The organism is Thalassotalea litorea (assembly GCF_005843925.1).
Classification (GTDB): Bacteria; Pseudomonadota; Gammaproteobacteria; order Enterobacterales; family Alteromonadaceae; genus Thalassotalea_A; species Thalassotalea_A litorea_A.
In genome coordinates, this window is record NZ_VCBC01000001.1 from 77,977 (window position 1) to 103,168 (window position 25,192).

The 25,192-nt window shown below is 45.1% G+C and carries 21 protein-coding genes, 3 tRNA genes and 1 pseudogene; 12 read left to right on the forward strand and 13 right to left on the reverse strand.

Going from position 1 to position 25,192, the window contains the following annotated elements:
- Nucleotides 1-7 precede the first annotated feature (7 nt).
- From rpsA to gyrA, 5 genes and pseudogenes are all read right to left on the reverse strand, one after another.
- The gene (gene rpsA, locus FE810_RS00335) at nucleotides 8-1,669 is read right to left on the reverse strand and encodes a 30S ribosomal protein S1 (protein WP_138318043.1); all 1,662 of its coding nucleotides are present in this window, start codon (nucleotides 1,667-1,669) and stop codon (nucleotides 8-10) included.
- Nucleotides 1,670-1,771: 102 nt separating this feature from the next.
- Nucleotides 1,772-2,458 (reverse strand): (d)CMP kinase, encoded by a 687-nt coding sequence (cmk, locus tag FE810_RS00340; RefSeq protein ID WP_138318044.1) that lies wholly within the window; start codon nucleotides 2,456-2,458, stop codon nucleotides 1,772-1,774.
- Nucleotides 2,451-3,785, reverse strand: coding sequence for a 3-phosphoshikimate 1-carboxyvinyltransferase (gene aroA, locus FE810_RS00345; protein ID WP_138318045.1), 1,335 nt, complete (start codon nucleotides 3,783-3,785; stop codon nucleotides 2,451-2,453). Before aroA ends, cmk begins: the two co-directional genes overlap by 8 nt.
- Before the next feature lie 55 nt (nucleotides 3,786-3,840).
- Nucleotides 3,841-4,926, reverse strand: a complete 1,086-nt coding sequence (gene serC / locus FE810_RS00350) for a 3-phosphoserine/phosphohydroxythreonine transaminase (protein ID WP_138318046.1) — start codon at nucleotides 4,924-4,926, stop codon at nucleotides 3,841-3,843.
- Between the two features lie 315 nt (nucleotides 4,927-5,241).
- Nucleotides 5,242-7,698, reverse strand: a pseudogene (gyrA, locus tag FE810_RS00355) (DNA gyrase subunit A); the annotation flags it as partial.
- 355 nt (nucleotides 7,699-8,053) lie between these two features.
- Between gyrA and FE810_RS00360 the strand changes: the two are divergent.
- From FE810_RS00360 to FE810_RS00405, 10 genes are all read left to right on the forward strand, one after another.
- Nucleotides 8,054-8,266, forward strand: a complete 213-nt coding sequence (locus tag FE810_RS00360; RefSeq protein ID WP_138318048.1) for a TIGR02922 family protein — start codon at nucleotides 8,054-8,056, stop codon at nucleotides 8,264-8,266.
- 92 nt (nucleotides 8,267-8,358) lie between these two features.
- Nucleotides 8,359-9,081: a bifunctional 2-polyprenyl-6-hydroxyphenol methylase/3-demethylubiquinol 3-O-methyltransferase UbiG gene (gene ubiG, locus FE810_RS00365; RefSeq protein WP_138318049.1), complete on the forward strand. Its 723-nt coding sequence runs from the start codon at nucleotides 8,359-8,361 to the stop codon at nucleotides 9,079-9,081.
- 106 nt (nucleotides 9,082-9,187) lie between these two features.
- Nucleotides 9,188-9,853: an HAD family hydrolase gene (locus FE810_RS00370; protein WP_138318050.1), complete on the forward strand. Its 666-nt coding sequence runs from the start codon at nucleotides 9,188-9,190 to the stop codon at nucleotides 9,851-9,853.
- A gap of 425 nt (nucleotides 9,854-10,278) precedes the next feature.
- Complete coding sequence (gene nrdA, locus FE810_RS00375) at nucleotides 10,279-12,552, forward strand: class 1a ribonucleoside-diphosphate reductase subunit alpha (RefSeq protein WP_138318051.1); 2,274 nt, start codon at nucleotides 10,279-10,281, stop codon at nucleotides 12,550-12,552.
- Nucleotides 12,553-12,689: 137 nt separating this feature from the next.
- Nucleotides 12,690-13,820: a class Ia ribonucleoside-diphosphate reductase subunit beta gene (gene nrdB / locus FE810_RS00380; protein WP_138318052.1), complete on the forward strand. Its 1,131-nt coding sequence runs from the start codon at nucleotides 12,690-12,692 to the stop codon at nucleotides 13,818-13,820.
- A 12-nt stretch (nucleotides 13,821-13,832) separates the two neighbouring features.
- Nucleotides 13,833-14,099, forward strand: coding sequence for a class I ribonucleotide reductase maintenance protein YfaE (yfaE, locus tag FE810_RS00385; RefSeq protein WP_138318053.1), 267 nt, complete (start codon nucleotides 13,833-13,835; stop codon nucleotides 14,097-14,099).
- A 160-nt stretch (nucleotides 14,100-14,259) separates the two neighbouring features.
- The gene (locus FE810_RS00390) at nucleotides 14,260-15,486 is read left to right on the forward strand and encodes a M24 family metallopeptidase (protein ID WP_138318054.1); all 1,227 of its coding nucleotides are present in this window, start codon (nucleotides 14,260-14,262) and stop codon (nucleotides 15,484-15,486) included.
- Complete coding sequence (locus FE810_RS00395) at nucleotides 15,479-16,144, forward strand: sulfotransferase (RefSeq protein ID WP_246036819.1); 666 nt, start codon at nucleotides 15,479-15,481, stop codon at nucleotides 16,142-16,144. The genes FE810_RS00390 and FE810_RS00395 overlap by 8 nt, the downstream gene beginning before the upstream one ends.
- 91 nt (nucleotides 16,145-16,235) lie before the next feature.
- A complete protein-coding gene (locus FE810_RS00400) occupies nucleotides 16,236-16,826 on the forward strand; it encodes a septation protein A (protein ID WP_138318055.1) in 591 nt (196 codons plus the stop codon).
- 1 nt (nucleotide 16,827) lies between these two features.
- Nucleotides 16,828-17,124 carry a YciI family protein gene (locus tag FE810_RS00405; RefSeq protein ID WP_138318056.1) on the forward strand — a complete coding sequence of 99 codons (297 nt, stop codon included), beginning with the start codon at nucleotides 16,828-16,830 and terminating at the stop codon, nucleotides 17,122-17,124.
- Between the two features lie 147 nt (nucleotides 17,125-17,271).
- Here the strand turns inward: FE810_RS00405 and FE810_RS00410 are convergent, their stop codons facing one another.
- A complete protein-coding gene (locus FE810_RS00410) occupies nucleotides 17,272-18,069 on the reverse strand; it encodes a polysaccharide deacetylase family protein (RefSeq protein WP_138318057.1) in 798 nt (265 codons plus the stop codon).
- A gap of 23 nt (nucleotides 18,070-18,092) precedes the next feature.
- A complete protein-coding gene (locus tag FE810_RS00415) occupies nucleotides 18,093-19,220 on the reverse strand; it encodes an AI-2E family transporter (protein WP_138318058.1) in 1,128 nt (375 codons plus the stop codon).
- A 170-nt stretch (nucleotides 19,221-19,390) separates the two neighbouring features.
- Between FE810_RS00415 and FE810_RS00420 the strand changes: the two genes are divergently transcribed.
- Nucleotides 19,391-20,296: a TIGR01777 family oxidoreductase gene (locus FE810_RS00420; RefSeq protein WP_306416792.1), complete on the forward strand. Its 906-nt coding sequence runs from the start codon at nucleotides 19,391-19,393 to the stop codon at nucleotides 20,294-20,296.
- A gap of 90 nt (nucleotides 20,297-20,386) precedes the next feature.
- Here FE810_RS00420 and FE810_RS00425 read toward each other — a convergent pair whose 3' ends face one another.
- Complete coding sequence (locus FE810_RS00425) at nucleotides 20,387-22,894, reverse strand: ABC transporter permease (RefSeq protein WP_138318059.1); 2,508 nt, start codon at nucleotides 22,892-22,894, stop codon at nucleotides 20,387-20,389.
- Nucleotides 22,895-22,896: 2 nt separating this feature from the next.
- On the reverse strand, nucleotides 22,897-23,604 hold the full coding sequence (locus FE810_RS00430) for an ABC transporter ATP-binding protein (RefSeq protein ID WP_138318060.1): 708 nt from the start codon (nucleotides 23,602-23,604) through the stop codon (nucleotides 22,897-22,899).
- On the opposite strand from FE810_RS00430, the gene FE810_RS00435 reads away from it, so the two are divergent.
- A complete protein-coding gene (locus FE810_RS00435) occupies nucleotides 23,603-24,223 on the forward strand; it encodes an arylesterase (protein ID WP_138318061.1) in 621 nt (206 codons plus the stop codon). The two genes, FE810_RS00430 and FE810_RS00435, sit on opposite strands and share 2 nt — an antisense overlap.
- Nucleotides 24,224-24,245: 22 nt before the next feature.
- Here the strand turns inward: FE810_RS00435 and FE810_RS00440 are convergent, their stop codons facing one another.
- From FE810_RS00440 to FE810_RS00455, 4 genes are all read right to left on the reverse strand, one after another.
- Nucleotides 24,246-24,491, reverse strand: a complete 246-nt coding sequence (locus FE810_RS00440; RefSeq protein ID WP_138318062.1) for a DUF6868 family protein — start codon at nucleotides 24,489-24,491, stop codon at nucleotides 24,246-24,248.
- Nucleotides 24,492-24,773: 282 nt separating this feature from the next.
- Nucleotides 24,774-24,849, reverse strand: a tRNA-Glu gene (locus tag FE810_RS00445).
- A 79-nt stretch (nucleotides 24,850-24,928) separates the two neighbouring features.
- Nucleotides 24,929-25,004, reverse strand: a tRNA-Glu gene (locus FE810_RS00450).
- 109 nt (nucleotides 25,005-25,113) lie between these two features.
- Nucleotides 25,114-25,189 (reverse strand) — tRNA-Glu (locus FE810_RS00455).
- Nucleotides 25,190-25,192: the final 3 nt, after the last annotated feature.

Genomic DNA, 25,192 nt, shown 5'->3' on the forward strand with positions numbered 1-25,192 from the left:
AGCTAAATTAGCCTTTAGCGTTTTTAAATGCTTCTGCCATCGCGCTCAAACCAGTGTCTTCTTCCTGGTTCAAGTTGTCCATCGCTGAACGTTCTTCAGCTTGGTCTTTCGCTTTGATAGATAGGCTGATTACACGGTTCTTACGGTCAACACCGACGAACTTAGCTTCAACACTGTCACCTACTGATAATTCAGTGGATGCATCTTCAACACGGTCACGAGAGATGTCAGATACACGGATGTAACCTTCAACGCCTTCGATAAGAGCAATCTTCGCGCCCTTAGCGTCAACTTCAGCTACAGTACCAGTAACAATAGCACCTTTTTTGTTGTCTGTCAGATACATATTGAACGGATCATCTTCAGTTTGCTTAACGCCTAGAGAGATACGCTCACGCTCTGGATCAACCTGTAGGACAACAGCTGAGATCTCATCGCCTTTCTTGTATTCACGAACAACTTCTTCACCGCCATTCCAAGAAATGTCAGAAAGATGAACAAGACCGTCGATACCACCGTCAAGACCGATGAAGATACCGAAATCAGTGATAGACTTAATCTTACCGCTAACTTTGTCGCCTTTGTTGAAGTTCTTAGCAAACTCTTCCCATGGGTTCGGGATACATTGCTTAAGACCTAGAGAAATACGACGACGCTCTTCGTCAATTTCAAGAACCATAACTTCAACTTCGTCACCTAGGTTAACAACCTTAGATGGGTGGATGTTTTTGTTAGTCCAATCCATTTCAGAAACGTGAACAAGACCTTCAACGCCTTCTTGGATTTCAACGAAACAACCGTAGTCAGTTAGGTTTGTAACACGACCAGTCAGTTTAGAACCTTCTGGGAAACGATTAGCGATAGCTGCCCATGGATCTTCACCCAACTGCTTCATACCTAGTGATACACGGGTACGCTCACGGTCGAATTTAAGAACTTTAACTGGGATCTCATCACCAACGTTAACGATTTCACTTGGGTGCTTAACACGCTTCCAAGCCATATCTGTGATGTGTAGTAGACCATCGATGCCGCCAAGGTCAACGAATGCACCGTAGTCAGTAAGGTTCTTAACGATACCTTTAACTTCTTGGCCTTCCTGAAGAGACTCAAGTAGTTGATCGCGTTCAACACTGCTTTCAGATTCGATAACAGCACGACGAGATACAACAACGTTATTACGCTTTTGATCAAGCTTAATAACTTTGAATTCTAGATCTTTACCTTCCAAGTGAGCCGTGTCACGTACTGGACGTACATCGACTAGAGAACCAGGTAAGAACGCACGAATGTTGCTAACTTCAACTGTGAAGCCGCCTTTAACTTTACCGTTGATAACACCGATAACAGTTTCTTTTTCTTCGTAAGCTTTTTCAAGGAACTGCCAAGCTTCGAAGCGCTTCGCTTTTTCACGAGAAAGGATAGTTTCACCGAAACCGTCATCAGTAGCATCTAGCGCTACGTCAACCGAATCACCAACGTTAATTTCTACTTCACCAGCTGTGTTTTTAAACTGATCTAAAGAGATAACACTCTCAGATTTCAGGCCAGCGTCAACTAGAACGTTGTCTTTATTGATTGCAACGACCATGCCTTTGATAATAGAACCTGGACGTGTTTCGATTTCTTTTAAGCTTTCTTCAAAAAGCTGTGCAAAATTTTCAGTCATAACTTGTAAGTTAACTCAGTTATTAATCCATTCAACATACATGTTTCATGGGGTTGTTAAAAAAGTCCACTATCTTCCCTGCAGCGAACTACATTGGAATTATTAAAATTCCGATAATTTGTCATTGGCAAATGCCAGTATTTTTTCTACCACCTGAGGCACGCTCAGCTCAGTAGAATCAACTAACAAAGCACCTTCTGCTGGCAACAATGGTGCAACCGAACGGTTTTGATCTCGCTCATCTCGTTGCTTGATGTCCGCCAAAAGGCGCCCGATGTTAACATCAATACCCTTATCTTGCAACTGCAGCATACGACGTTTGGCGCGTTCTTCCGGGCTGGCGGTTAAAAATACTTTTACCGGTGCGTCAGGAAACACCACTGTGCCCATATCTCGACCGTCTGCCAATAGACCGGGCATTTGCTTAAATGCTCGCTGGCGTCTTAATAATGCTTCGCGTACCCGGGGAAATGCGGCAATTTTTGACGCGATAGCACCGACGTCTTCGGTACGGATCACGTTCGTCACGTCTTCGCCTTCAAGCAACACACGCGACTCACCTTTTTTCTGAATTTCAAATTCAACATCCAGATGCGATGCCAGAGGAATTAATGCTTCCTCGCTTTCAATATCAATATTGTGGTGGTTAGTGGCAACGGCTAACACGCGATAGATCGCGCCACTGTCCAGCAGATTCCATCCTAATTGTTCCGCTACAATCCTGGCAACGGTACCCTTCCCAGCGCCGCTGGGACCATCAATGGTGATTAAAGGGATTTGTTCATTCATTTACTAATTCCTGAGTAATGTTTAAACCAACGTCATTTGCCAGGTCGACAAAAACCGGAAATGACGTGGCCACGTTATCGCAATCCAATATGTGGATTGTACCACTAGAGCGCAGTGAACTGATAGCAAAAGCCATCGCAATTCGGTGATCGTGCTGGCTATCTACGGTACCTGTGGTTAGTTGTCCACCAGTGATATCAATGCCATCATCATATACTGTGCAATCAATACCAAGTATTTTCAGGCCATCAGCCATCGCTTGAATGCGATCACTTTCTTTAACTCGCAGCTCTTCGGCATTTCTTAAACGGGTTATTCCCTTGGCGCAGGCAGCGGCAATAAATATAGCGGGGAATTCATCAATAGCAAGAGGAACATCGGCATCATCAATATCACAACCTTTTAGTTCACTGGCATAGACAATTAAATCTGCGACCGGCTCATCGCCTGCCAAGCGCGCATTCACAACGTCAATATTAGCGCCCATTTTACGAACAATATTCAAAACCCCGATTCGGGTAGGGTTCATACCCACATTGCGCAAGGTTAATGTGCCTTGCTCAGCAATTAGTCCGGCAATAATAAAGAAAGTTGCAGAGGAGATATCGCCTGGTACAGTTATGTCGCATGCGGTGAGTTTGCCGCCTCCATTAAGAGAGACCTTATTGCCTTCGACCGTTACCGGGTAACCAAATGCATTTAACATACGCTCGGTATGATCCCGAGTAATACCTGGCTCAGTAACAACCGTGGTACCTTGTGCGTACATACCGGCAAGTAGAACGCAGGACTTAACCTGAGCCGATGCCATAGGCAATGGATAGTCAATTGCCGTCAATGTGCTTTTTCCTGCAACCTTTAACGGTGGCGTGCCGTCTTCTTCTGCGCTGATACTTGCGCCCATTTTTTGAAGAGGATTCACAACTCGCATCATTGGGCGTTTATTTAACGACTCATCACCAATCATTTCACTCGCAAATGCCTGACCCGCTAGGATCCCGGATAAAAGGCGAATAGACGTCCCGGAATTACCTACATCCATGGCTTGCTCTGGTGCTTTCAGGCCATGCATGCCAACCCCATGCACCACAACACTATTGTTTTCATCCGGTCCGTGGATTTCAACCCCCATGGCTTTAAACGCATTCATCGTCGCCAGACAATCCTGGCCTGGTAAAAAACCACGGATATGACTTGTGCCTTCGGCTAAAGACGCAAACATAATAGAACGGTGCGATATGGACTTATCACCGGGAATGGTGATATCGCCGTTTACCGGGCCGGCAGGCGCTGCATGGAAAATCAGAGTTGAAGGTGATTGGTTCATGGGTACTTCCTTTTTACGTCAGTTTACTAATCTTTAATCGGTATATTCGTGTTATCTAGCGGCGGCGCTCAGCAAATGTTTGCATAAATTCAACCAATGCATTTACGCCTTCAAACGGCATAGCATTGTAAATACTGGCGCGCATGCCACCGACTGAACGGTGCCCTTTCAACGCCAACAAGCCTGCCGCTTTTGCCTGTTGTAAGAATTCACTGTTGAGGCTTTCATCGTTTAAATAAAATGGCACATTCATAGTACTGCGATTTTCTCGCGCCACTTTGCTGTAATAAAATTCGCTTTGTTCAATATAATCGTACAAATGCTTCGCCTTGATTCGATTTTTTTCCGCCATCACGGATAAACCACCCAAGTTTTTAAGCCAGTCAAACACTAAGCTTGCCAGATACCAGGCATAGGTAGGCGGGGTATTGAACATTGAGCCATTATCCGCGAGTGTCTGATAATTGAAGATCCCCGGAACAGTTGGCATTGCGCGTCCTAACAAGTCATCGCGAACAATGACTATGGTCAGCCCCGAAGGACCAATATTCTTCTGCGCACCAGCATAAATTAAACCAAATTTACTGACATCAATAGGTCGCGACAAAATCGTTGAAGACATATCGGCAACGAGTGGCACGTTGCCTGTTTCCGGGATTTCAAAGATTTCGATACCATCAACGGTTTCATTGGGACAATAATGCACATAGTCGGCATCTGTGGACAAACCCCATTGCGCTGACGGCAACACATGCTGTTCATCATGGGTTGCAACAACGGGCTCTATCACACGGATATCGCCATATTTTTGCGCTTCTGACACCGCGCTTTTTGACCAGGAGCCGGTGACGACGTAGTCGGCTTTTCCCGATACCGTCAATAAATTTAGCGGCACCGCTGAGAACTGCCCACGGCCGCCGCCATGACAAAATAGCACTTTGTAGTTATCCGGAATACCAAGGATATCCCGAAGATCTTGCTCTGCTTGAGCGGCAAGCGCCATAAATTCCGGGCCACGATGACTTAATTCCATCACCGAACAGCCGGTATCATTCCAGTTTAAAAACTCCGATTGGGCCTGGGCCATTACCGGTTTGGGCAACATGGCAGGTCCGGCACAAAAATTATAAATCTCGTTCATGACTAACTACTTGTATAGATTATCTGCGATTAAGCTTTACCTGAATTTGGCAAAGCTAGAAACTAATAGTCAGGAACGAGTCCTGACCAGAAAAAAAATGAGCGGTAAAAACCGCCCATTTATTATGTCGTGTAAAAAACTTTACTCGTCATCTGCCTCGGGCGCTGCGTCCTGAGCCGGTTCAGAAGCATCATTTACTGGCTCCTCCCCTGCATCATCGGCATCTTCCAATTCAGGCTCTTCTTCGATTTCATCGATGCGTTGCAATCCAACGACGTGTTCGTCTTCTGCCGTTCTGATCAACCGAACCCCTTGGGTATTTCGGCCAATCACGCTGACTTCATGAACGCGTGTCCGTACCAAAGTACCATTGTCGGTGATCAGCATGATTTCATCCGCTTCTTCGACCTGAACCGCACCAACAACCGAACCATTACGATCGCTCACTTTAATTGAGACAACACCTTTGGTTGCACGGCTCTTCGCTGGGTATTCTTCCAGTTCAGTACGCTTACCATAACCGTTTTCGGTGACGGTAAGAATTGGCCCTTGATTCTTCGGAACAATCAAAGAAACAACTTTTTGTTGTTCTTCTAGCTTCATACCGCGAACACCTGTGGCAGTACGACCAACCGTTCGAACACCCTGTTCATGGAAACGAACCACTTTACCTTCGTCCGAGAACAGCATGATTTCACTATCACCGTTGGTAATATCAACGCCAATCAAGGTATCGTCATCACGAAGATTCAACGCAATAATACCGTTTGCACGAGGTCGTGAATATGCCGTTAATGGTGTCTTCTTCACCGTACCGGAAGCTGTCGCCATAAAGATAAATTTATCTTCTTCATACTCTCGAACTGGCAATATCGCAGTGATGCGTTCATCGCTTTCCAGTGGTAATAGGTTAACAATGGGTCGTCCACGCGCAGTTCGTGTCGCTAATGGCAATTGATAAACTTTGAGCCAATACATGCGACCGCGATTGGAGAAACACAGAATCGTGTCATGGGTATTGGCAACGAGCAGACGTTCAATGAAATCTTCTTCTTTCATCTTAGTCGCTGCTTTACCTTTACCACCTCGACGCTGAGACTCGTACTCAGATAACGGTTGGTACTTCACATACCCTTCATGGGACAAGGTCACCACAACATCTTCTTCATTGATCAAATCTTCAAGCGACAGATCATGAGAAGCAAGCGATATTTCGGTACGACGTTCATCGCCAAACTCTTCGCGGATGGCTTCTAATTCTTCACGAATCACTTCCATCAAACGCTCTGGGCTTGCAAGAATATGCATTAATTCTGCGATGATTTCTAATAACTCTTTGTACTCGTTTAGAATTTTTTCATGTTCTAAACCAGTCAACTTATGTAAACGTAAGTCAAGGATGGCTTGCGCTTGTTGTACCGTTAAATAGTACTTACCATCGCGGATCCCATATTCAGGTTCCAGCCATTCCGGACGTGCGGCATCATTACCCGCACGTTCCAGCATTTCTGAAACATTGCCGAGGTTCCAACCATTTTCAACCAACGCCTCTTTTGCTTGCGCTGGTGTCGGTGAACGTTTGATTAACTCAATAATCGGATCAATATTGCTCAGCGCTACGGCTAAACCTTCAAGGATATGTGCACGTTCACGAGCCTTACGCAATTCGAAAATTGTACGGCGCGTCACAACTTCACGGCGATGCAGGATAAACGCTTCGAGCATTTCTTTAAGGTTAAACAGTTTTGGTTGACCGTCCGTCAACGCAACCATGTTCATACCAAAAGAAACCTGCATTTGTGTCAGCTTGTAAAGGTTGTTGAGAATCACTTCCCCGACTTCACCGCGTTTCACTTCAATGACCATGCGCATACCGTCTTTATCAGACTCATCACGCAAGGCAGAGATACCTTCAAGACGTTTCTCTTTTACCAGTTCCGCCATTTTTTCAATTAGGCGAGCTTTGTTAACCTGGTAAGGAAGTTCGTGTACGACAATGGTTTCTTTACCGGTTTTTTCGTCAACTTCAATATCCGCGCGAGCACGAATATTTAATTTACCACGACCGGTACGATACCCTTCTTCAATACCCGCTTTACCACTGATGATACCCGCAGTCGGAAAATCAGGACCGGGGATATATTCGAATAACTCTTCAATGGTGATATCCGAATTATCAATCATGGCAATACAGCCATTGACGACTTCGGTTAAATTGTGAGGAGGGATATTGGTTGCCATACCAACTGCGATGCCTGAGGAACCATTCACTAATAGGTTAGGCACACGAGTTGGCATCACCGCGGGCATTTGTTCCTGACCATCATAGTTGGGAACGAAATCCACGGTTTCTTTTTCTAAATCCGCAAGCAAAGCATGGGAGATCTTTTGCATACGAATTTCGGTATAACGCATGGCTGCCGCGGAATCACCGTCAACAGAACCAAAGTTACCCTGACCATCTACCAGCATGTAGCGTAAGGAGAATGGTTGCGCCATACGAACGATAGTGTCATAAACCGCAGTATCACCATGTGGGTGATATTTACCGATTACGTCGCCAACAACACGGGCAGACTTCTTGTAGCCCTTGTTCCAATCGTTACCTAAATCGTGCATTGCGTACAACACACGGCGATGAACAGGTTTCAGACCATCACGGACATCGGGTAGGGCCCGCCCAACGATTACACTCATCGCATAATCAAGGTAAGACGTTTTTAGCTCGTCTTCGATGTTAACTGGAATGATTTCTTTTGCCAGATCGGTCATAAAATGATGCTTTCCCTAAATCAGCAAGTTGCTTTATGTATATTTTTATTGGTGCAGAATACTAGCATAAAATGCGAATGCTCTGCACGGCTTTATTAAGCTTCTGACGTTACCAAACTTCCCGGAAAATTAGTAGCATTAATTACAACAGAAGGTAAATTTACTGTGAATAGAAAATCATCCGTTGCACAACACATTTCACATATCACGGTTTACATACCCACTGTGGTTAGATATATAATGTGCCCAGTACACAAATAATGTTAAGCCGTATCGATTGTCGGTCGGGGTTTCGAATGAGGGTTCCCCAGCAATGGGCTGCGCTTGTAATGTTTCAGGAACAGAAAATTCAACTATGAGCAGTAATGAAAATCCGTTAACAACCGTGACTGTGCTTTATTACGACATTCACACCTTAGAATTTAATCATCAGGTTGGCCAGTTTCCGCAAGCGGACAAAGGCCGGGTGATCATCGATGATGAATTTAAACGAGACAAATCGATTATCGCGGTGTGTCGCGGTGATGTGAAAGTTCTGAATAAAATCGGCGATCGTATTAACGAGTAGCCATCGTTCTGAGTCAGCCATTTTCGCTGTGCTTAACGTGAAAAGTTAGCTTGTGTAAGCAAGCTTGATTAACCCAGTCGGATCCGCAAATTATGAGCCAAGACGTAAACGTCAACCCCAAAGAAATCGAAAAATTTGAAAAAGTCGCGAGTCAATGGTGGGATACCGAAGGTGACTTTAAACCGCTACATCAAATCAACCCATTAAGGCTGAGTTTTATTCAGTCCCATTGTGGTTCGCTTTTCGATTTAGCCACCATAGATGTTGGCTGCGGCGGTGGCATTCTGGCCGAAAGCATGGCCCGCGTTGGTGCCAACGTCACCGGCATCGACTTGGGTCAAGAGCCGCTGAATATCGCAATGTTGCACGCTTTGGAAGCTGGGGTCGAAGTCGACTACCAAAAAATTCCAGTGGAACAAAAAGCCGAGCAATTGCCTGCACATTTTGATGTGGTCACCTGTATGGAAATGTTGGAACACGTTCCAGACCCAGAATCCATTATTAAAGCCTGTGCGGCGATGGTTAAACCCGGCGGAAAAGCGTTTTTCTCAACCTTGAATAAAACCACCAAATCTTACTTGTTGGCAATCGTTGCCGCTGAAAAGTTACTCAAGCTTGTCCCTAACGGAACCCACGACTGGAATAAATTTATTCGCCCGTCGCAACTCATCGGCTGGGCAGAATCCGCAGGCCTTAAATGTATTGATGCGACCGGGATCCATTACAATCCGATCAATGAAAACCATAAGCTGGCTCCTGGCCTGGATGTGAATTATTTATTGGCATTTGAAAAGCCAAAGGATCAATCGAGCTAAATTCAGATAATCCTGACAATTAGGGGTTAGTTTATGTGGCTTGGTGATATAAAGAGTAAGTGCAATAGCCACTTTCGGAAAACAGCGTCGATTAGCGAGTTCAACAATGAGGCAATGGCAGGGAAAAGGCGTATTATTTGATCTTGATGGCACACTGGTTGACACCGCCGGCGATCTCCATGCCGTTTTAAACCAATTACTGGTCCAGTACCAGCGGCCTGCAGTTTCATTGGAGCAAATAATACCGATTGGTTCTGATGGAATATACCCGTTATTGGACTTGGCGTTTGAAGCCCCGCTATCCGCTGAAAACAAACAACGGCTCAGAGCTGAGTTCATTGCGATTTATCAGCAAAATCCTCCCCGGCACAGCCGCTTATTTAGCGGCATCGAAGAAGTGTTAGCGGCTTTCAACGAACACCATATTCCGTGGGGCATCGTCACCAATAAACCGACGAAACTAACCTTGCCTTTGTTTGCTAAATACCAAGTGTTGAAAACGGCAAAAACACTGGTTTGTGGTGATACGCTGGGTTTCAAAAAACCGCATCCGGCGCCAATGCACCACGCCCGAGCGGCATTAAACATCGATCAGGGCAACAATATTCTTTATGTAGGTGACGCCAAACGGGATATCGATGCCGGGATTCGGGCAGACATGCACACCGCCATCGCTGCCTGGGGTTATATCCACGCAACTGTTAATATTCAAGATTGGGGAGCTGGCCATATTTTACGCGCTCCGACAGAGCTTTTGCAGCTTACTATTTAGACGGATCGGACAAACTATAGCCAAGACCTTAATCCTCTGTTTTATATAGAAATTTTTAAAGTCAATTGTTTGTCTTAAGGAACCAAAAAAAATAATCGCCCAGCACAGTAAAATAATTTTAATTTTTGAAATAACGCTTGCATTTTATTTAGCGGGTTTTTTACCGGAGCTAGTAAGTTAGTTACCACTAACCTAAATTCACTAACTAAATTCATCGTAAATAAATGCCTAATTTCAGGGGTTGCATTAACCGGCAAACCTCATTATCTTGTGACTATATCTTGTAATACCCCCTAGATATTGTGCATTTATTTTCAACAGCCACTATTGGCGAGTTGACTTGGTTTAAACGGATCATCAAGTTTTATTGGTGGTATCAATAAAAAAAATAAATATAAATATAAAACATTAATTACAGGTTTTTCATGAACAGCAACCTCTTTGTAACCAAACGGAACGGGCAAAAAGAACCCATTGATTTAGACAAAATCCATAAAGTCATTGACTGGGCAGCTGAGGGACTAGACTCAGTGTCTGTGTCTCAAGTAGAGCTAAAATCACATATTCAATTTTATGATGGCATCAAAACGGAAGATATTCATGAAACCATCATTAAAGCGGCAGCTGACTTAATCAGCGAAGAATCTCCGGATTATCAATATCTGGCCGCTCGATTGGCAATCTTTCACCTGCGTAAAAAAGCCTATGGTAAATATGAGCCACCAGCTTTACACGAGCATGTATTAAAGCTGGTAGAAACCGGCAAATACGATAAGCATCTGATTGAAGATTATAGTGCGGAAGAATTCGCGATTATGGATGCGTTTATCGATCATGAACGTGATAAAACATTTAGCTATGCCGCGGTAAAGCAACTTGAAGGTAAGTACCTGGTGCAAAACCGCGTAAACGGTGAAATTTACGAAAGTGCCCAGTTTTTATACTTGCTTGTCGCAGCATGCCTGTTTGCCAAGTATCCAAAACACAATCGATTAGATTATGTAAAAGGCTTTTATGACGCGATTTCGATGTTCAAGATTTCGTTGCCAACGCCAATTATGGCGGGTGTTCGCACCCCAACACGTCAGTTTTCATCCTGCGTTCTTATTGAAGCCGGTGACAGCCTGGATTCGATTAACGCGTCTACCAGTGCCATTGTAAAATATGTCTCTCAGCGCGCAGGGATCGGCATCAATGCTGGTCGCATTCGTGCCCTTGGTAGCTCAATTCGCAATGGCGAAGCATTCCATACTGGCTGTATTCCGTTTTATAAGCATTTCCAGACCGCAGTAAAAAGCTGTTCTCAAGGTGGTGTTCGCGGTGGTGCGGCAACGTTGTTTTACCCACTATGGCATTTAGAAGTCGAAAGCCTGTTAGTACTTAAGAACAACCGTGGTGTGGAAGAAAACCGTGTACGTCACCTCGATTATGGCGTGCAGTTCAATAAGCTTATGTACCAACGTTTGATCAAAGGCGATTACATCACCTTGTTCAGCCCATCAGACGTGCCTGGTTTGTATGATGCTTTCTTCGAAGATCAGAATAAGTTTGAAGAGCTATACGTGAAATACGAAGGCGATTCATCGATTCGTAAAAAACGCATCAAAGCAATCGAATTGTTCACCTTGTTTGCACAAGAGCGAGCAAGTACTGGCCGAATCTATCTGCAAAACGTCGATCACTGTAATACTCACAGTCCATTCGACCCAAGTGTTGCACCGGTTCGCCAATCCAACTTGTGTCTGGAAATTGCATTGCCAACCAAGCCATTCGAAGATGTTAATGATCCTAATGGCGAAATCGCCCTTTGTACCCTTTCTGCGTTCAACTTAGGTAAGATTGAAAGTCTGGATGAGTTAGATGAACTTGCGGATCTGGCGGTACGAGCATTGGATAGCTTGCTGGATTATCAGGATTACCCGGTACCAGCGGCACTTTCTGCAACCATGGGTCGTCGTACTCTCGGTATTGGTGTGATTAACTATGCCTACTATCTTGCCAAAAACGGAGTGTTTTACTCAAACGGCAGCGCCAACAACCTGACCCATCGTACATTTGAAGCGATTCAATTTTATCTATTGAAAGCATCAAACCAATTGGCAAAAGAAAAAGGTGCGTGTCCTAAGTTCAATGAAACGCGTTTGGCCCAGGGCATTTTACCAATCGACACCTACAAGCGAGAGATCGATAAAGTTACCAGTGAGCCATTACACCTGGACTGGGAAGGATTACGCGAAAGTGTCAAACAACACGGTGTGCGCAACTCAACCGTGTCAGCGTTAATGCCATCAGAGACCTCGTCGCAGATTTCCAATGCGACCAATGGTATCGAGCCACCACGCGGTCTTATTAGCGTAAAAGCCAGCAAAGATGGTGTGTTAAAACAGGTTGTTCCTGAGTATGAGCGTCTAAAAGACAGTTATGAACTGCTGTGGAATATCCCGAGCAACGAAGGCTACCTAGAGTTAGTCGGTATTATGCAAAAATTTGTCGACCAAACGATTTCTGCCAATACCAACTACGACCCATCAAAGTTTGAGAATGGCAAGGTGCCGGTCAAGCAAATCCTAAAAGACATGCTTCATGCATACAAATTAGGGGTTAAGACCATGTACTACCACAATACCCGCGATGGTGCTGATGACAGCATGGGTGATATGGAAGATGATGGCTGTGCCGGCGGCGCTTGTAAGATATAACGAGTAGGTCCGACTGACCGAAAAGAAAATTACAGAGACCCCAGTGCACTTTCCCGTTAAAGTCGCTGAGGTTTCTTTCGTTTTAATTTACCGAATTTTTTAGCCAGTTTCACCAATGTGAAACTGCAGGAGCAAACATGGCGTATTCAACGTTTAACCGAGTAAAAAATGATCCATTACTCGAGCCAATGTTCATGGGTAACACAGTCAATGTTTCCCGTTATGACCAACAAAAACACCCGATTTTTGAAAAGTTAATTGAGAAACAGCTTTCGTTTTTCTGGCGTCCAGAAGAAGTCGATATTTCCAAAGATCGAGCTGACTGGCAACAACTTACCAATTCTGAGCGACACATTTTCATCTCTAATTTAAAATATCAAACGCTGCTCGATTCAATCGCAGCGCGCAGTGTCAATGTTTGTTTATTACCGTTAGTGTCAATTCCAGAGTTAGAAACCTGGATTGAAACCTGGGGTTTTTACGAAACCATTCACTCTCGCTCATATACGCACATTTTGCGAAATTTGTTCACCGATCCAAGTGAAGTGTTTGACGATATCGTCATTAACGAAAATATCTTGAACCGAGCCAGTGCGATTTCTCACTACTTCGACCGTTTGATTTTGTTATCTCAACTTTATCAATCTCAAGGTGAAGGTACCTATGAAATTGACGGTGAACAAGTCGTCGTAAATCAACGGGAAATCAAAAAAGCCTTATATTTTTCGGTGTGTTCAACCAATGCTCTGGAAGCGATCCGTTTTTACGTATCATTTGCCTGTTCATTTGCCTTTGCAGAACGGGAGCTATTGGAAGGTAATGCCAAAATTATCAAGCTAATTGCCCGTGATGAAGCGGTACATTTAACCGCCACTCAACATATTTTAAATCTTTGGGCGAGCGGCAAAGATGATCCTGAAATGGCAGAAATTTGTAAAGAATTTCATGATCAAGGCTTAGAGCTGTTCTTAGATGTTATCGAGCAGGAAAAACAATGGGCTGACTACTTGTTTAAAGACGGTTCGATGATTGGTTTGAATGCCGAAATCCTTAAACAATACATCGAGTATTTATCGAATCAGCGACTCGTCGCGATTGGTTATGAGCCGCAATTTGCGGTCAAATCGAATCCATTACCTTGGATTAATTCGTACCTATCAAGCGATAATGTTCAGGTGGCACCACAGGAAACGGAAATATCGTCTTACCTGGTGGGTCAAACCGATAGCGCTGTCGATAGCAGTGACTTCGAAGACTTCGATTTGTAATTCATTACCAGAATGGGACATAAAGTTTGTGTTAATGAGCAGATCATCGAAACTCAATTCGATGATCAAACTCACAAAAACTTACTCGAGTTTTTAGAGCACCATAATATTGAGACCCATTTTCATTGTCGCGACGGGTTTTGCGGAGCCTGTCGCGTAGATTTACACCAAGGCACCGTAGAATATACCAATGGTGAACCTCTGGCATTTATTCGCGACGGCGAAATATTGCTTTGCTGCTCAGTACCGACCACCGATATCAAACTATCCTGCGATTAAAACGCCCTTCCCAACTCAAAAACATCCCCACCAGCTGATGGCAAAATTGAACCAATCCAGTTTTGGATCCAGTCGCGAATAAGGATTGCATTCATTCCTTCAAATCGTCGATAATCCGCCTATTGTATACAACATAAATGTTAATCTTTTTGAGTGAAATATGAACAGTAACTATGGTATTGGTGGCTCAACCGCCGCGGTAGAATTGGATAAGCTAAAAGATATGTGCGCGGATCTGCGCGGCATCGATGGATCAGAGTATCAACAAAGAATTGCCCGCGCTCAAGCGATTATGCAAGCACAAGGGATCGCCGCCATATACCTTAACGCCGGCAATAACCTCGCGTATTTCACCGGGACTCACTGGTACCCGTCCGAGCGCATGGTCGGCGCAATTTTACCAGCAACCGGTAAGGTAGAGTATATTGCCCCGTATTTTGAGTTAGATACGTTAACACAATACATGGCCGTGCCTGGCAAGGTGCATACCTGGCATGAACACATTAGCCCATACCAAACCTTTTTAGATGCTCTGGTATCACTGAATATCCATGAGGGTAACGTCGGTCTTGACGAAGCGACACCGTTTTTTATCGCCAACGGCATAGCCCAACTCACGCAAAGCTATCAATGGTTAGATGCGAAACCGGTTACCGCGGGATGCCGGATGCACAAATCACGACAGGAAATTGCGATATTGCAACGCGCAAAAGATATCACCCTGATTGTACAACAAGCCGCCGCGCGCATATTGCACCCAGGGATAACCGTCACCGAAGTTGAACAGTTTATTGATGCTGCCCATCGTCGTTTGGGGGCATCTCAAGGCTCCTATTTCTGCATTGTGTTATTTGGCGAAGACACCGCCTACCCCCATGGTGTCGCCAAACCAAAATCCTTAGATACGAATGACATGGTATTAATTGATACCGGCTGTGAATTATATGGTTATCACTCAGACATCACCCGTACCTATGTATTCGGACAACCGAATGATCGTCAACGCCAGGTTTGGGAACATGAAAAACAAGCGCAATTGATGGCATTTAACGCGGCGCAACTTGATCGCCCATGCGCACAAGTGGACCAAGCTGCCCGAAGCTATCTGGCCTCCGTCGGATATGGACCGGAATATCAACTGCCGGGTTTACCGCATCGCACTGGTCATGGTATTGGTTTAGATATCCATGAGTGGCCATATTTAGTTGGAAATGACGCAACCCCTCTGACCAAAGGTATGTGCTTCTCCAATGAGCCAATGCTTTGTATTCCCGGAGAGTTTGGGGTTCGTTTAGAAGATCACTTTTATATGACCGACGACGGCCCACAGTGGTTTACACAACCATCGCACAGTATTGATAATCCGTTTGGCTATGGCGTTGAATAGACCCAATAGCGCAGACATGCTTGAACAGCAGAAGTTGTTTGTGGTCAGTTTGCCAAGAACGGCCACCACCAGCTTTTGCCTGGCGATGATCGAACAAGGTTTTAAAGTGGCGCATACCGCGTATACGTTGGAGGCTTTCAAAAACGCGAATGTGATCGCCGATACCCCAGTGTTTAATGATTATGCCGCCTTGGATAAGATTTACCCGCAGGCCAAATTTGTCTACATTGAGCGCGATGCTGAACAGTGGCTAGTGTCTATTCGCCAGCTTTTATCGCGCATGAAAAATAATTTACAACGCTCGGATGGTGGCTTCAACCCAATATTAAAGCGCTGTTACACCCAGGTATTTGGCCATTTTTCTGACTCAGATCTTAACAGTGATCAATACCTGTTAGATTGTTTCTACCGCCACCAACAGCAAGTGACGGAATATTTTAGTGCCCGTGAACAAGACTTTGTTCGTTTCAACCCAGACGATAACAATTGGTGGCAAAAAATCGCGCAGCTTAGCAGTCAACCGATGACAAAAGCCCCGTTTCCGCACGTCAACATCGGTGCTAAAGTCACTAGCTGGAATGAGTTAAAGCATCCCTTGAAAGTCGATTCGACTCGCAATGGTCGATGTGATGATCTTACAGTGCAACTGTATCGTTAAACTCCGTTACATTTTTATCAAGGATAGCGCTAGTGTCCTTATCGATGTTTCGCTAAAATGAAAACAACTTAAAGGAAAGTAACAATATTCTATGACCGCAATTTTTGAATTTATCCCCCTTATTATCTTTTTCGCCGTGTACAAAACCGTCGATATCTACTGGGCAACCGGCGCATTAATCGCCGCAGCGGCTTTGCAAATGATCATCATGAAGATGCAAGGCAAAGAGATCCCACAAAAACAGTGGTGGTTATTTGGTCTCATTGCTGTATTCGGTGCGCTGACTTTGATCTTCCAAAATGATGCGTTTCTGAAATGGAAAGTCACTATCGTCAATGTTTTCTTTGCGCTTGGGTTATGGGTCAGTCAGGCATTTTTCAATAAAAATGTACTGCAGTCTATGTTAGGCGAGTCGATGCGTATGCCTGAGAAAATATGGACCCGTTTAAACAATGCCTGGAGCCTGTTCTTTTTAACCTGTGCCATTCTTAATTTGTATGTGGCATTTAATTTTGATCAGGAAACCTGGGTCAATTTCAAGGTATTCGGGTTGACGATATTAACGTTTGTCTTTGCCTTTAGCTCGCTGCTTTTGATCTACAAACATATTGAGCCAGAGCCTGAACCGACTGAAACAGGCGTTGATAATCCCCTCAATAACAAAGACGATTCAGGACAATAATATGTTGTATGCCATCATCAGTGAAGACGTTGAAAACAGCTTAGCATTAAGAATGTCAGTAAGAGACAAACACCTTGCAAGATTGCAGCAGTTAAACGATCAGGGGCGATTGGTTGTTGCTGGCCCCTGTCCGGCAATTGACGATGACAACCCGGGAGAAGCTGGCTTTACTGGCTCTTTATTAGTTTTGGAATTTGATAGCTTAGAGGCTGCCCAGAGCTGGGCGGATGACGACCCATACATCGCAGCAGGCGTCTATAAATCAGTCACAGTCAAACCGTTTAAACAGGTATTCTAGGGTCTGTACAGGACTTGTTGAGGCAATGTTTTCGGACATTGCGCTCTTGCTAGTTGTCCTGGCGAGTTGCTTTAGCTAGCAGCGAGTGAAAAATTGCCGCCTTGGTTTGCCCATTCAATACCCAAGCAATGCCCATGCAATACCCATTCAATGGCCGTTCTGGCCATTGACGTATTCCATAATGGTCAAATAACTCTCTACCCAATAGCGGCTCTTGTTCGCGTCTAAATAGGCTAGCAAGGCATTATGGGCCTCCAGACTAACACTTAAGTGATCACCGCCCACCCCGTGAAAAATGATATTAATCACCCCGCCTTTTCCAGCTTGCTGCTCGACATAAGCAATCAATTGATCAGCGCGAATATCCGCGGGCGCCCACAACTGGTTAAAAGATTCCGGTAGGTCATGTTGATTGCCTTTTATGGCGACGAAGTCGTCTTGTAATGCGTCTAAAAACGGCTGGTCATTGATCACCAATACATCGTTGCATGGCGGTGTAAACGTCCGCTTTTGTTTACCATCAATCGCATAAAGGTAATCATTGGCGAGACGAATTTCACTCACCACATCACCCGGTGTCCGTTTCGATAAGTCGAGATGTTCATCAACCCATTCCCGCCCGTCTATGTTTTTCGCACAGCCATGGAACAGACTATGGTTTCCCAATTCATGACCTTGTTTTGCGGCCTCGCGCCACTGGGATAAGCGTGCGCTGATCACCGGGGATGCTAGGGTCAGGTAAAAGCTGGCTTTAAAACCATATCGATTCAATGCCGGTATGGCATTATCCAAATGGGAATTAAGGCCATCGTCATAACTGAGACTGACAGCGACCTGTTGATTATCCGGCCAGGTAATTTCACTCGGTTGCGCCGCCAGCAGCACATGCGAAACGCTCAATATCAAAAGCGCCAACCAGCCTTTGTGAAAGAACTTAATTAGCATAATGCGAGGATAGCCTATGCCCATTATTGCTTATCGGACTTTTCTGCATCATAAGCGGTTTCATCGTCCAATGACTCATCTTGTTGCAATTGTTCGACTTGCGAATCCAGTCGATCGGAGTCACTGAGCAATACTGAAAACCACTGTCCCTCTGCGGAATTTTCAAGGGCGATTTTAATGATCATGGTTAGCGGTACCGATAGCAACATTCCCACCGTACCAAGCAACCAACCCCAAAATACTAACGACAAAAATACCACTAACGTTGAAAGCCCTAACCCTCTACCTAAATATTTTGGTTCAACAATATTGCCCATTACGGTATTGATAATGATATAACCTAAACCAATAAAGCCGGCCATTGCAGGATTCAATTGCACTAAGGCAAGCAACACCGCAGGCACTGCCGCAATGATGGAGCCGATGTTCGGGATAAAGTTAAATAAGAATGCAACAACCCCCCACAGCAGATAAAAATCCAGACCAAACGCCCACAACATTGTACTGACGCAAATACCCGTACCTATGCTCACCACCGTTTTGATTGCTAAATATTGATTCACCGATGAGAGGAACTTATCTATCTGCGCCATTTTCATCTGCGGATCCTGGAATGCCAGATGCAGTTTTGTCGGTATGGTAGAGGCTTCGAGTAACATAAATACCACGGTCAGGATAATGAAAAATAGATTCGCCATGATATTGCCAAAGCTCGACAACATGTCAGCGGCAAAACCCATTGCCGCACCGGGATCAAGATATTGCATGAAAAACGATTTCGAGACTCGAATATTGTTAGACGCAAGGGTATCAATTAATCCGGAGAATTTTTCGGTGACCTGTGCTTTGTAGGTGGGCATCGAGGCGGATAATTCATTGAGGGAATTGCCCAGTAAACCGGTAATTAAAAAGCCAGCGCCAAAAAACAAGCCGATGACGACTAACACCGCAAGGACTTTCGGCACCCGCCATTCCACGGCTTTATTTACCAAAGGGTTGCAGGCAATGGCGATAAATATCGACAGTAAAAACGGAACCAGCAAGTTCGTCGCAACTTTAACCCCAGCCATAATGATCACTAATAGCGCCAGTACAAATAGTCCTCTGACTACGCCACTATCACTAGGCTGTCCTTGATTTGCTTGTCCCATAAAATATCCAACTTGTTGTTTTCATTTACCTTAGCAAAAAATGATCGGGATAGTAACCCAGCCAGTATACTGTTAACCAAGATATTATCTGGTAAAAATATTCACAGCGTCACTACCTGCCCTGGCCAATGTTGCGCTAAATTTAACGTACAGCAATGATAAAACGGCTTATGATGAAGATTCTTATTACCGGTGGCACGGGCTTGATTGGTAGCCACTTTATACAAAAATACCAGGACAAATATCAGTTTACACTGGTATCTCGCCAGCATACTCCGATCCTCTCCAGCGGTATCAACCCTGAACGTATCACCATTCTTAACGACTTAGATGCCTTGCCAAACCTCAATGACTTTGATGTTGTGATTAACCTTGCGGGCCAGCCGATTGTTGATAAACGCTGGTCTCGTAAGCAAAAACAAAAGATTTGTCAGAGTCGCTGGCAAATTACCGAGCAACTTAGCAAACGTATCAACGACAGTGATAATCCGCCAAACGTATTTTTATCGGGCTCTGCCATTGGTTTTTATGGGCGCCAGGGTGATGAGGAAATTGATGAAAACTTTGCTCAGGTTTATCCCGAGTTTAGTCATCAAGTGTGTAAGGTGTGGGAAGATAAGGCACGACTGTGTCAAAGCAAAACACGTTTGTGCTTGTTAAGAACCGGGATAGTGCTCGAACGTAATCGCGGCGCATTGGCCAAAATGATCCCTCCCTATCGCCTTGGCTTAGGCGGACGTCTATCCCATGGTAAACAGGTGATGTCATGGATCCATATCGACGATATGGTGAATGCGATGCAGTTCATTATCGAAAATGAACAATTACGCGGCCCCATAAATATGACCGCGCCAAATCCCGTCTCTAATCGCGACTTTAGCGAAAGTCTGGCAACGGTATTGGGACGCCCGAATATCGCCACCATGCCAGCCTTTGTTTTACGGGGAATGTTTGGCGAAATGGCCGATTTATTACTCTATGGGCAACGGGTGTTACCCATGGCGTTATTAAAAGCAGGATTTGTATTTCAATATGATCAGCTTAAAGGCGCATTAGAGCAGATCTTAAAACCGTAGCACGCCATAAGAATCCATAACAAAGAACCGGCCAAAAGCCGGTTCTAATTGCGCTTACATCATCTTGGCGTTGCTTGGCGTTGCTTGGCGTTATAACGTGCGTCGGATCAGAGTTAAGCTAGATAGCTTTAATAATCGATAACAGGACGCCATTCCCAACGCGCCAACAATAACCGCCCCTAATACCGTTCCCAGCAGCCAATATTGCCAGTGTATCGCAGCGCTCATATCGAACACCTGAGTTTGTAGAATAAACACGCCTATCTCCATCGACAAGCTGCCCAATAATCCGGCTAATGCACCTAAGATCACAAATTCTAACAGTACACTATTGGCAAGCAAGCTGCCCTTCGCGCCCAGCGTTCTGAGAATGGCCAGTTCCCGCTCACGCTCTTCCATACTCGCTTGAACCTGTGCGACCAATACCAAAGCCCCCGCAATTAACACCAGGATCAGGATAAATTCCACAGCCAGGGAAACCTGAGAAATGACCGTCCGTAACTGATTGATAATCGCGTCGACATCTATGATGCTAATGGTCGGATAATCTTGCAAAAACGTCTGGAATTCTGTCTTTTGCAGCGCTGGTACATAAATAGCGGCGATGTAGGTAGCCGGAAAATCGGCGAGTACGGATTCCGAAAAAATCATATAAAAGTTCGGTTGCATTGATTGCCAATTTACGGTCCGGATACTGGTTACCGGCATTGAAACCGTTTCACTGCCAATTTGGAATGTGAGTTCATCACCGACACTCACTTGCAAACGCTCTGCCAGTTTTTGTTCAACTGACACTTCCGGCTTCGGGTTGTCTTGATTAAACCATTGCCCAGCAATCACTTCGTTTTCACTCGGTAATTTTTGATGCCAGGTCAGGTTTAACTCACGGCCGATGCCCCGCCGTCCTTGTTCACTGGCATCCTCTTCCTCTTTCGACACCCGACGGCGAACCTGCTCTTCATTGATTGCTGACAACCGCCCGCGCACAATCGGATAGAGATCACTGGCTGCTAAGCCTTGCGTGTGCAAAAACTCTTCTACCGCGGGAACCTGAGTTTGGCTAACATTGACTAAAAACTGATTCGGCGTGTTTTGGGGCAATTGTGCTTGCCACTCATTGATCAAATCGTTGCGCACTACCAGCATCAACAATAATAATTGAATGGCGATAGTGAAACTCACTAACTGCACTTGATTCGCTTTGGCGCGACGTTTCAAGTTTGCCATAGACAGGTGAAATGCCTGTCCGGCCTGACTTCCCACGGAACGTCCAGCGTTGATCAATACGTGTCCCAGCACCAAAATCGTAAAGATAATCGCGCCAGCACCAAGCATCAGCGCCGTTGTTAGCAGCAAATCCTGGCTAAATAACCACAGCAATAAAACCACCGCCAATAAAGGTGGGGTACGTTCAAGCCAGCTTTGTGCCCTTTCAAAACCGGCGAAGCCACGAATCACCGATATCGCCGGCGTTGCAATTAATTGTCGCAATGGTGTGATCGCAAATGCCACCGCACAAATCACCCCAGTGAACACCGCAACCAGCACAGGATAAGCGGAAACCGTTAAGGACACGCCAGGCACAACATCCGCCATAAACTGTATCCCCAGGTATTGAATACCGTAGCCAATAATCAATCCAACCAAGATTGAAAACCCTGCTAAGGCGCCCCAGTGTAGTAGATACAATTTGCTGATAAAAGAAGCCGATGCGCCAATAGACTTGTACACAGCTACCATAGGTTGATGACGTTGACCATAACGTCGAGATGCTACTGAAACAGCCACTGCGGCTAAAATAATTCCCAGCATGCTCGCCAACGACAAGTAACTTTCTGCCCGATTGAGGGCATTCGCCAATGGGCTTTGTTGATCTTTAATATCACGAAAACGCTGGGTTTCAAGAATTTGCGGTTTTGCCCATTCGGAATATTCCACGATGGCATCTCCGGCAAATAAATACTTATAGGTTAACCGACTACCAGGTTGGACAATATCCGTGGCGGGCACATCATCGACATGAATCATCACTCGAGGGCCGGATGTGAACACGCTAAAGGATGCGTCAGGCTCTTTGTCAATAACCCCCGAGATTGTAAATTCGCTGTTGCCGAGTTCAAAGCGGTCGCCAATGTTTAGGTTGAGGTTATTTAATAAAGATTGGCCAACGTAAGCACTACCCTGTTTCGGTGGAGCAACACTGCCAACGCTCAATTGATTTTGATCATCTGGTGTCGCGACCAACAAGCTGCCGCGCAAAGGATAGCCATTACTAACCGCCTTGACGGAAGCGAGCACCATATCGTCACCGCCAAACACCATCGATGAAAACTGCAGTAATTGTGCATGTTGTAAGCCCATCTCGTCGGCTTTATTGAGATATTTTTCCTCTACCGGTCGTGATGATTGCAATACCCGGTCCGCTGCAATAAAGCTATTACTTTGTTGAATCAAGGCAGATTTAATTTGTGCGGAAAACCCAGATAAACTAAATACGCTAGCAACCGCAATAATCAGCGCTAGCGCAATGATGGTTAGCTCACCACGCTTTAATTCATGACGGAACAATCGCCAGGATTGTGTAGCCCAAGCCGACATAATTATACTACCTCAGCAACAGGTTTTACGGCTTCCGTTAATTCACCGGCATGCATCACTAATTGACGCTGACATTGGGCCGCTAAATCATTGTCGTGGGTAACCAACACCAGTGTCGTTCCTTGCTGTTGATTGAGTTCAAACAGTAATTCACTGACCGTGTCACCTGTCTTACTGTCGAGATTTCCGGTTGGTTCGTCAGCAAATAAAATATCTGGTGAACTGATAAAGGCACGTGCAATGGCAACACGCTGCTGCTCACCGCCAGACAATTGCGAAGGAAAATGCTCTGCTCTGTCTTTTAGACCAACTTTTGCCAGCATTGATAACGCGCGTTCCTGGGCGTTACTGTCCCCGGCAAGCTCTGCCGGCAGCATAACATTTTCTAACGCCGTCAAACTGTTAATAAGGAGAAAGGATTGGAAGATAAAACCCACATGTTTCGCCCTTACTGCGGAGCGTTGTTCTTCATCAAACTTGTGCAATGGTTGCTGTTTGAGGTAAATTTCCCCTTGAGATGGTGTATCTAATCCGGCAAGCAGCGATAAAAGTGTTGTTTTACCCGAGCCGGAGGCGCCAATGATGGCGACAGTCTCACTCGGTCGAACCTGCAAATTGATAGGTTGTAGAATTTCCAGTGTTTTCTCGCCGGTCGTGACCTGTTTGGTGACTTGTCGACATTGTAAAATTAAATCAGGATCCTGAAGCATGATGAAAAAATTTTTCCCTTGGTTATTACTACTGTGTTGTACGTATGCCAACCCGGTTTTAGCTCAATACTCTATTTTACTACTAGGTGATAGCCTAAGTGCAAGTTATGGTATGCAGGAAAATGAAGGTTGGGTGTCCATTCTCAATGAAAACCTGGCTCAAGATCAGGCTGACTATCGTATTATAAACGCCAGTATCAGTGGCGAGACAACCGATGGTGGTTTAGCCAGACTACCGAAAATACTGGCGTCTCAGGAGATTGATTACTTACTGATCGAATTGGGCGGTAACGATGGGCTTAGGGGTTTTCCCCCAAAACTCATCAAAAATAATTTGTTACAAATGATTGAACTGGCCCAACAAGAAAACATTAAAGTCATCCTCAGTGAGGTGAAAATCCCACCAAATTATGGCCAGCGCTATAACAAAATGTTCAATGCGGTGTTTACTGATACTGCAACACAAACCGATAGTGTGTTAATCCCCTTCTTTATCGAAACCGTGGCGGTTAACCCGGATCTTATGCAAGCAGATGGCATTCACCCAACCAAAGAAGCGCAGCCGCAACTTGCTGAGCGGATGCGCGAGTTACTCGACCCAATCGTTCGTGCTCAATAACACGCCAAATGGCTGACTCGGTTTAGCGCATCAGTGTTAATGCCAACCATGGCGTAAAGCTAAATATTATTGCGGCGATTTTAAAATTGCCCAAATACTTAAAATACATGGCTGGCAGCGCTTCCTTGTCCAGATTAAACATTTGGCTGTGGATATTCATCGCCCAGTTTTGAGCAAACTTGATGAACAGAGTTGCCATCAACAACATGACAAAATTAATCACTGCGCACCAACCAAAGAAACAGACTAGATTTTGCATATCGCCCATACAAACACTCCGAAAATACTGGTGCATTATCAATAGACTACCACAAGATAACAATAAGGCTAATCACGACAATGACCGCGAGCGGTTTTCCTTACCAGCCGTAAACCATGATGGAAGGTTTGATTTGAATCGATAACATTGCATTGAACAATGGGAAGCAACGCTGGGATGGGTGTCAACGCCAGATGACAGGGCGACAAACCATGCTAAGAATTCGCTGATTCGATAAATCGCAGAGACAAAAAAGCCGACTTACGTCGGCTATTTTGTACTTCAAAGAAGTGGCGTCCCCTAGGGGATTCGAACCCCTGTTACCGCCGTGAAAGGGCGGTGTCCTAGGCCTCTAGACGAAGGGGACGCAGATTTTGTGTTGAGTTATCAAAAACCGCGACAAGTCACCTGTTACCAGATGAGACCTTGGATATATGTCAATTAAGTGGCGTCCCCTAGGGGATTCGAACCCCTGTTACCGCCGTGAAAGGGCGGTGTCCTAGGCCTCTAGACGAAGGGGACGCAAAAATCTTTTTCAAAAACCGATAAAGGTTGATGAACTTGATGATTTTGCGAAATGAGTAAACCTCATCGGCACCAGAACAAGTCACCTAATTGTAATTAAATAAGTTGGCGTCCCCTAGGGGATTCGAACCCCTGTTACCGCCGTGAAAGGGCGGTGTCCTAGGCCTCTAGACGAAGGGGACGCA

What these genes read in the sequence shown, in the direction of transcription:
- rpsA (WP_138318043.1), bottom strand. Translation starts at nt 1,669, where the DNA reads ATGACTGAAAATTTTGCACAGCTTTTTGAAGAAAGCTTAAAAGAAATC.
- cmk (WP_138318044.1), bottom strand. Translation starts at nt 2,458, where the DNA reads ATGAATGAACAAATCCCTTTAATCACCATTGATGGTCCCAGCGGCGCT.
- aroA (WP_138318045.1), bottom strand. Translation starts at nt 3,785, where the DNA reads ATGAACCAATCACCTTCAACTCTGATTTTCCATGCAGCGCCTGCCGGC.
- serC (WP_138318046.1), bottom strand. Translation starts at nt 4,926, where the DNA reads ATGAACGAGATTTATAATTTTTGTGCCGGACCTGCCATGTTGCCCAAA.
- FE810_RS00360 (WP_138318048.1), top strand. Translation starts at nt 8,054, where the DNA reads ATGAGCAGTAATGAAAATCCGTTAACAACCGTGACTGTGCTTTATTAC.
- ubiG (WP_138318049.1), top strand. Translation starts at nt 8,359, where the DNA reads ATGAGCCAAGACGTAAACGTCAACCCCAAAGAAATCGAAAAATTTGAA.
- FE810_RS00370 (WP_138318050.1), top strand. Translation starts at nt 9,188, where the DNA reads ATGAGGCAATGGCAGGGAAAAGGCGTATTATTTGATCTTGATGGCACA.
- nrdA (WP_138318051.1), top strand. Translation starts at nt 10,279, where the DNA reads ATGAACAGCAACCTCTTTGTAACCAAACGGAACGGGCAAAAAGAACCC.
- nrdB (WP_138318052.1), top strand. Translation starts at nt 12,690, where the DNA reads ATGGCGTATTCAACGTTTAACCGAGTAAAAAATGATCCATTACTCGAG.
- yfaE (WP_138318053.1), top strand. Translation starts at nt 13,833, where the DNA reads ATGGGACATAAAGTTTGTGTTAATGAGCAGATCATCGAAACTCAATTC.
- FE810_RS00390 (WP_138318054.1), top strand. Translation starts at nt 14,260, where the DNA reads ATGAACAGTAACTATGGTATTGGTGGCTCAACCGCCGCGGTAGAATTG.
- FE810_RS00400 (WP_138318055.1), top strand. Translation starts at nt 16,236, where the DNA reads ATGACCGCAATTTTTGAATTTATCCCCCTTATTATCTTTTTCGCCGTG.
- FE810_RS00405 (WP_138318056.1), top strand. Translation starts at nt 16,828, where the DNA reads ATGTTGTATGCCATCATCAGTGAAGACGTTGAAAACAGCTTAGCATTA.
- FE810_RS00410 (WP_138318057.1), bottom strand. Translation starts at nt 18,069, where the DNA reads ATGCTAATTAAGTTCTTTCACAAAGGCTGGTTGGCGCTTTTGATATTG.
- FE810_RS00415 (WP_138318058.1), bottom strand. Translation starts at nt 19,220, where the DNA reads ATGGGACAAGCAAATCAAGGACAGCCTAGTGATAGTGGCGTAGTCAGA.
- FE810_RS00420 (WP_306416792.1), top strand. Translation starts at nt 19,391, where the DNA reads ATGATGAAGATTCTTATTACCGGTGGCACGGGCTTGATTGGTAGCCAC.
- FE810_RS00425 (WP_138318059.1), bottom strand. Translation starts at nt 22,894, where the DNA reads ATGTCGGCTTGGGCTACACAATCCTGGCGATTGTTCCGTCATGAATTA.
- FE810_RS00435 (WP_138318061.1), top strand. Translation starts at nt 23,603, where the DNA reads ATGATGAAAAAATTTTTCCCTTGGTTATTACTACTGTGTTGTACGTAT.
- FE810_RS00430 (WP_138318060.1), bottom strand. Translation starts at nt 23,604, where the DNA reads ATGCTTCAGGATCCTGATTTAATTTTACAATGTCGACAAGTCACCAAA.
- FE810_RS00440 (WP_138318062.1), bottom strand. Translation starts at nt 24,491, where the DNA reads ATGGGCGATATGCAAAATCTAGTCTGTTTCTTTGGTTGGTGCGCAGTG.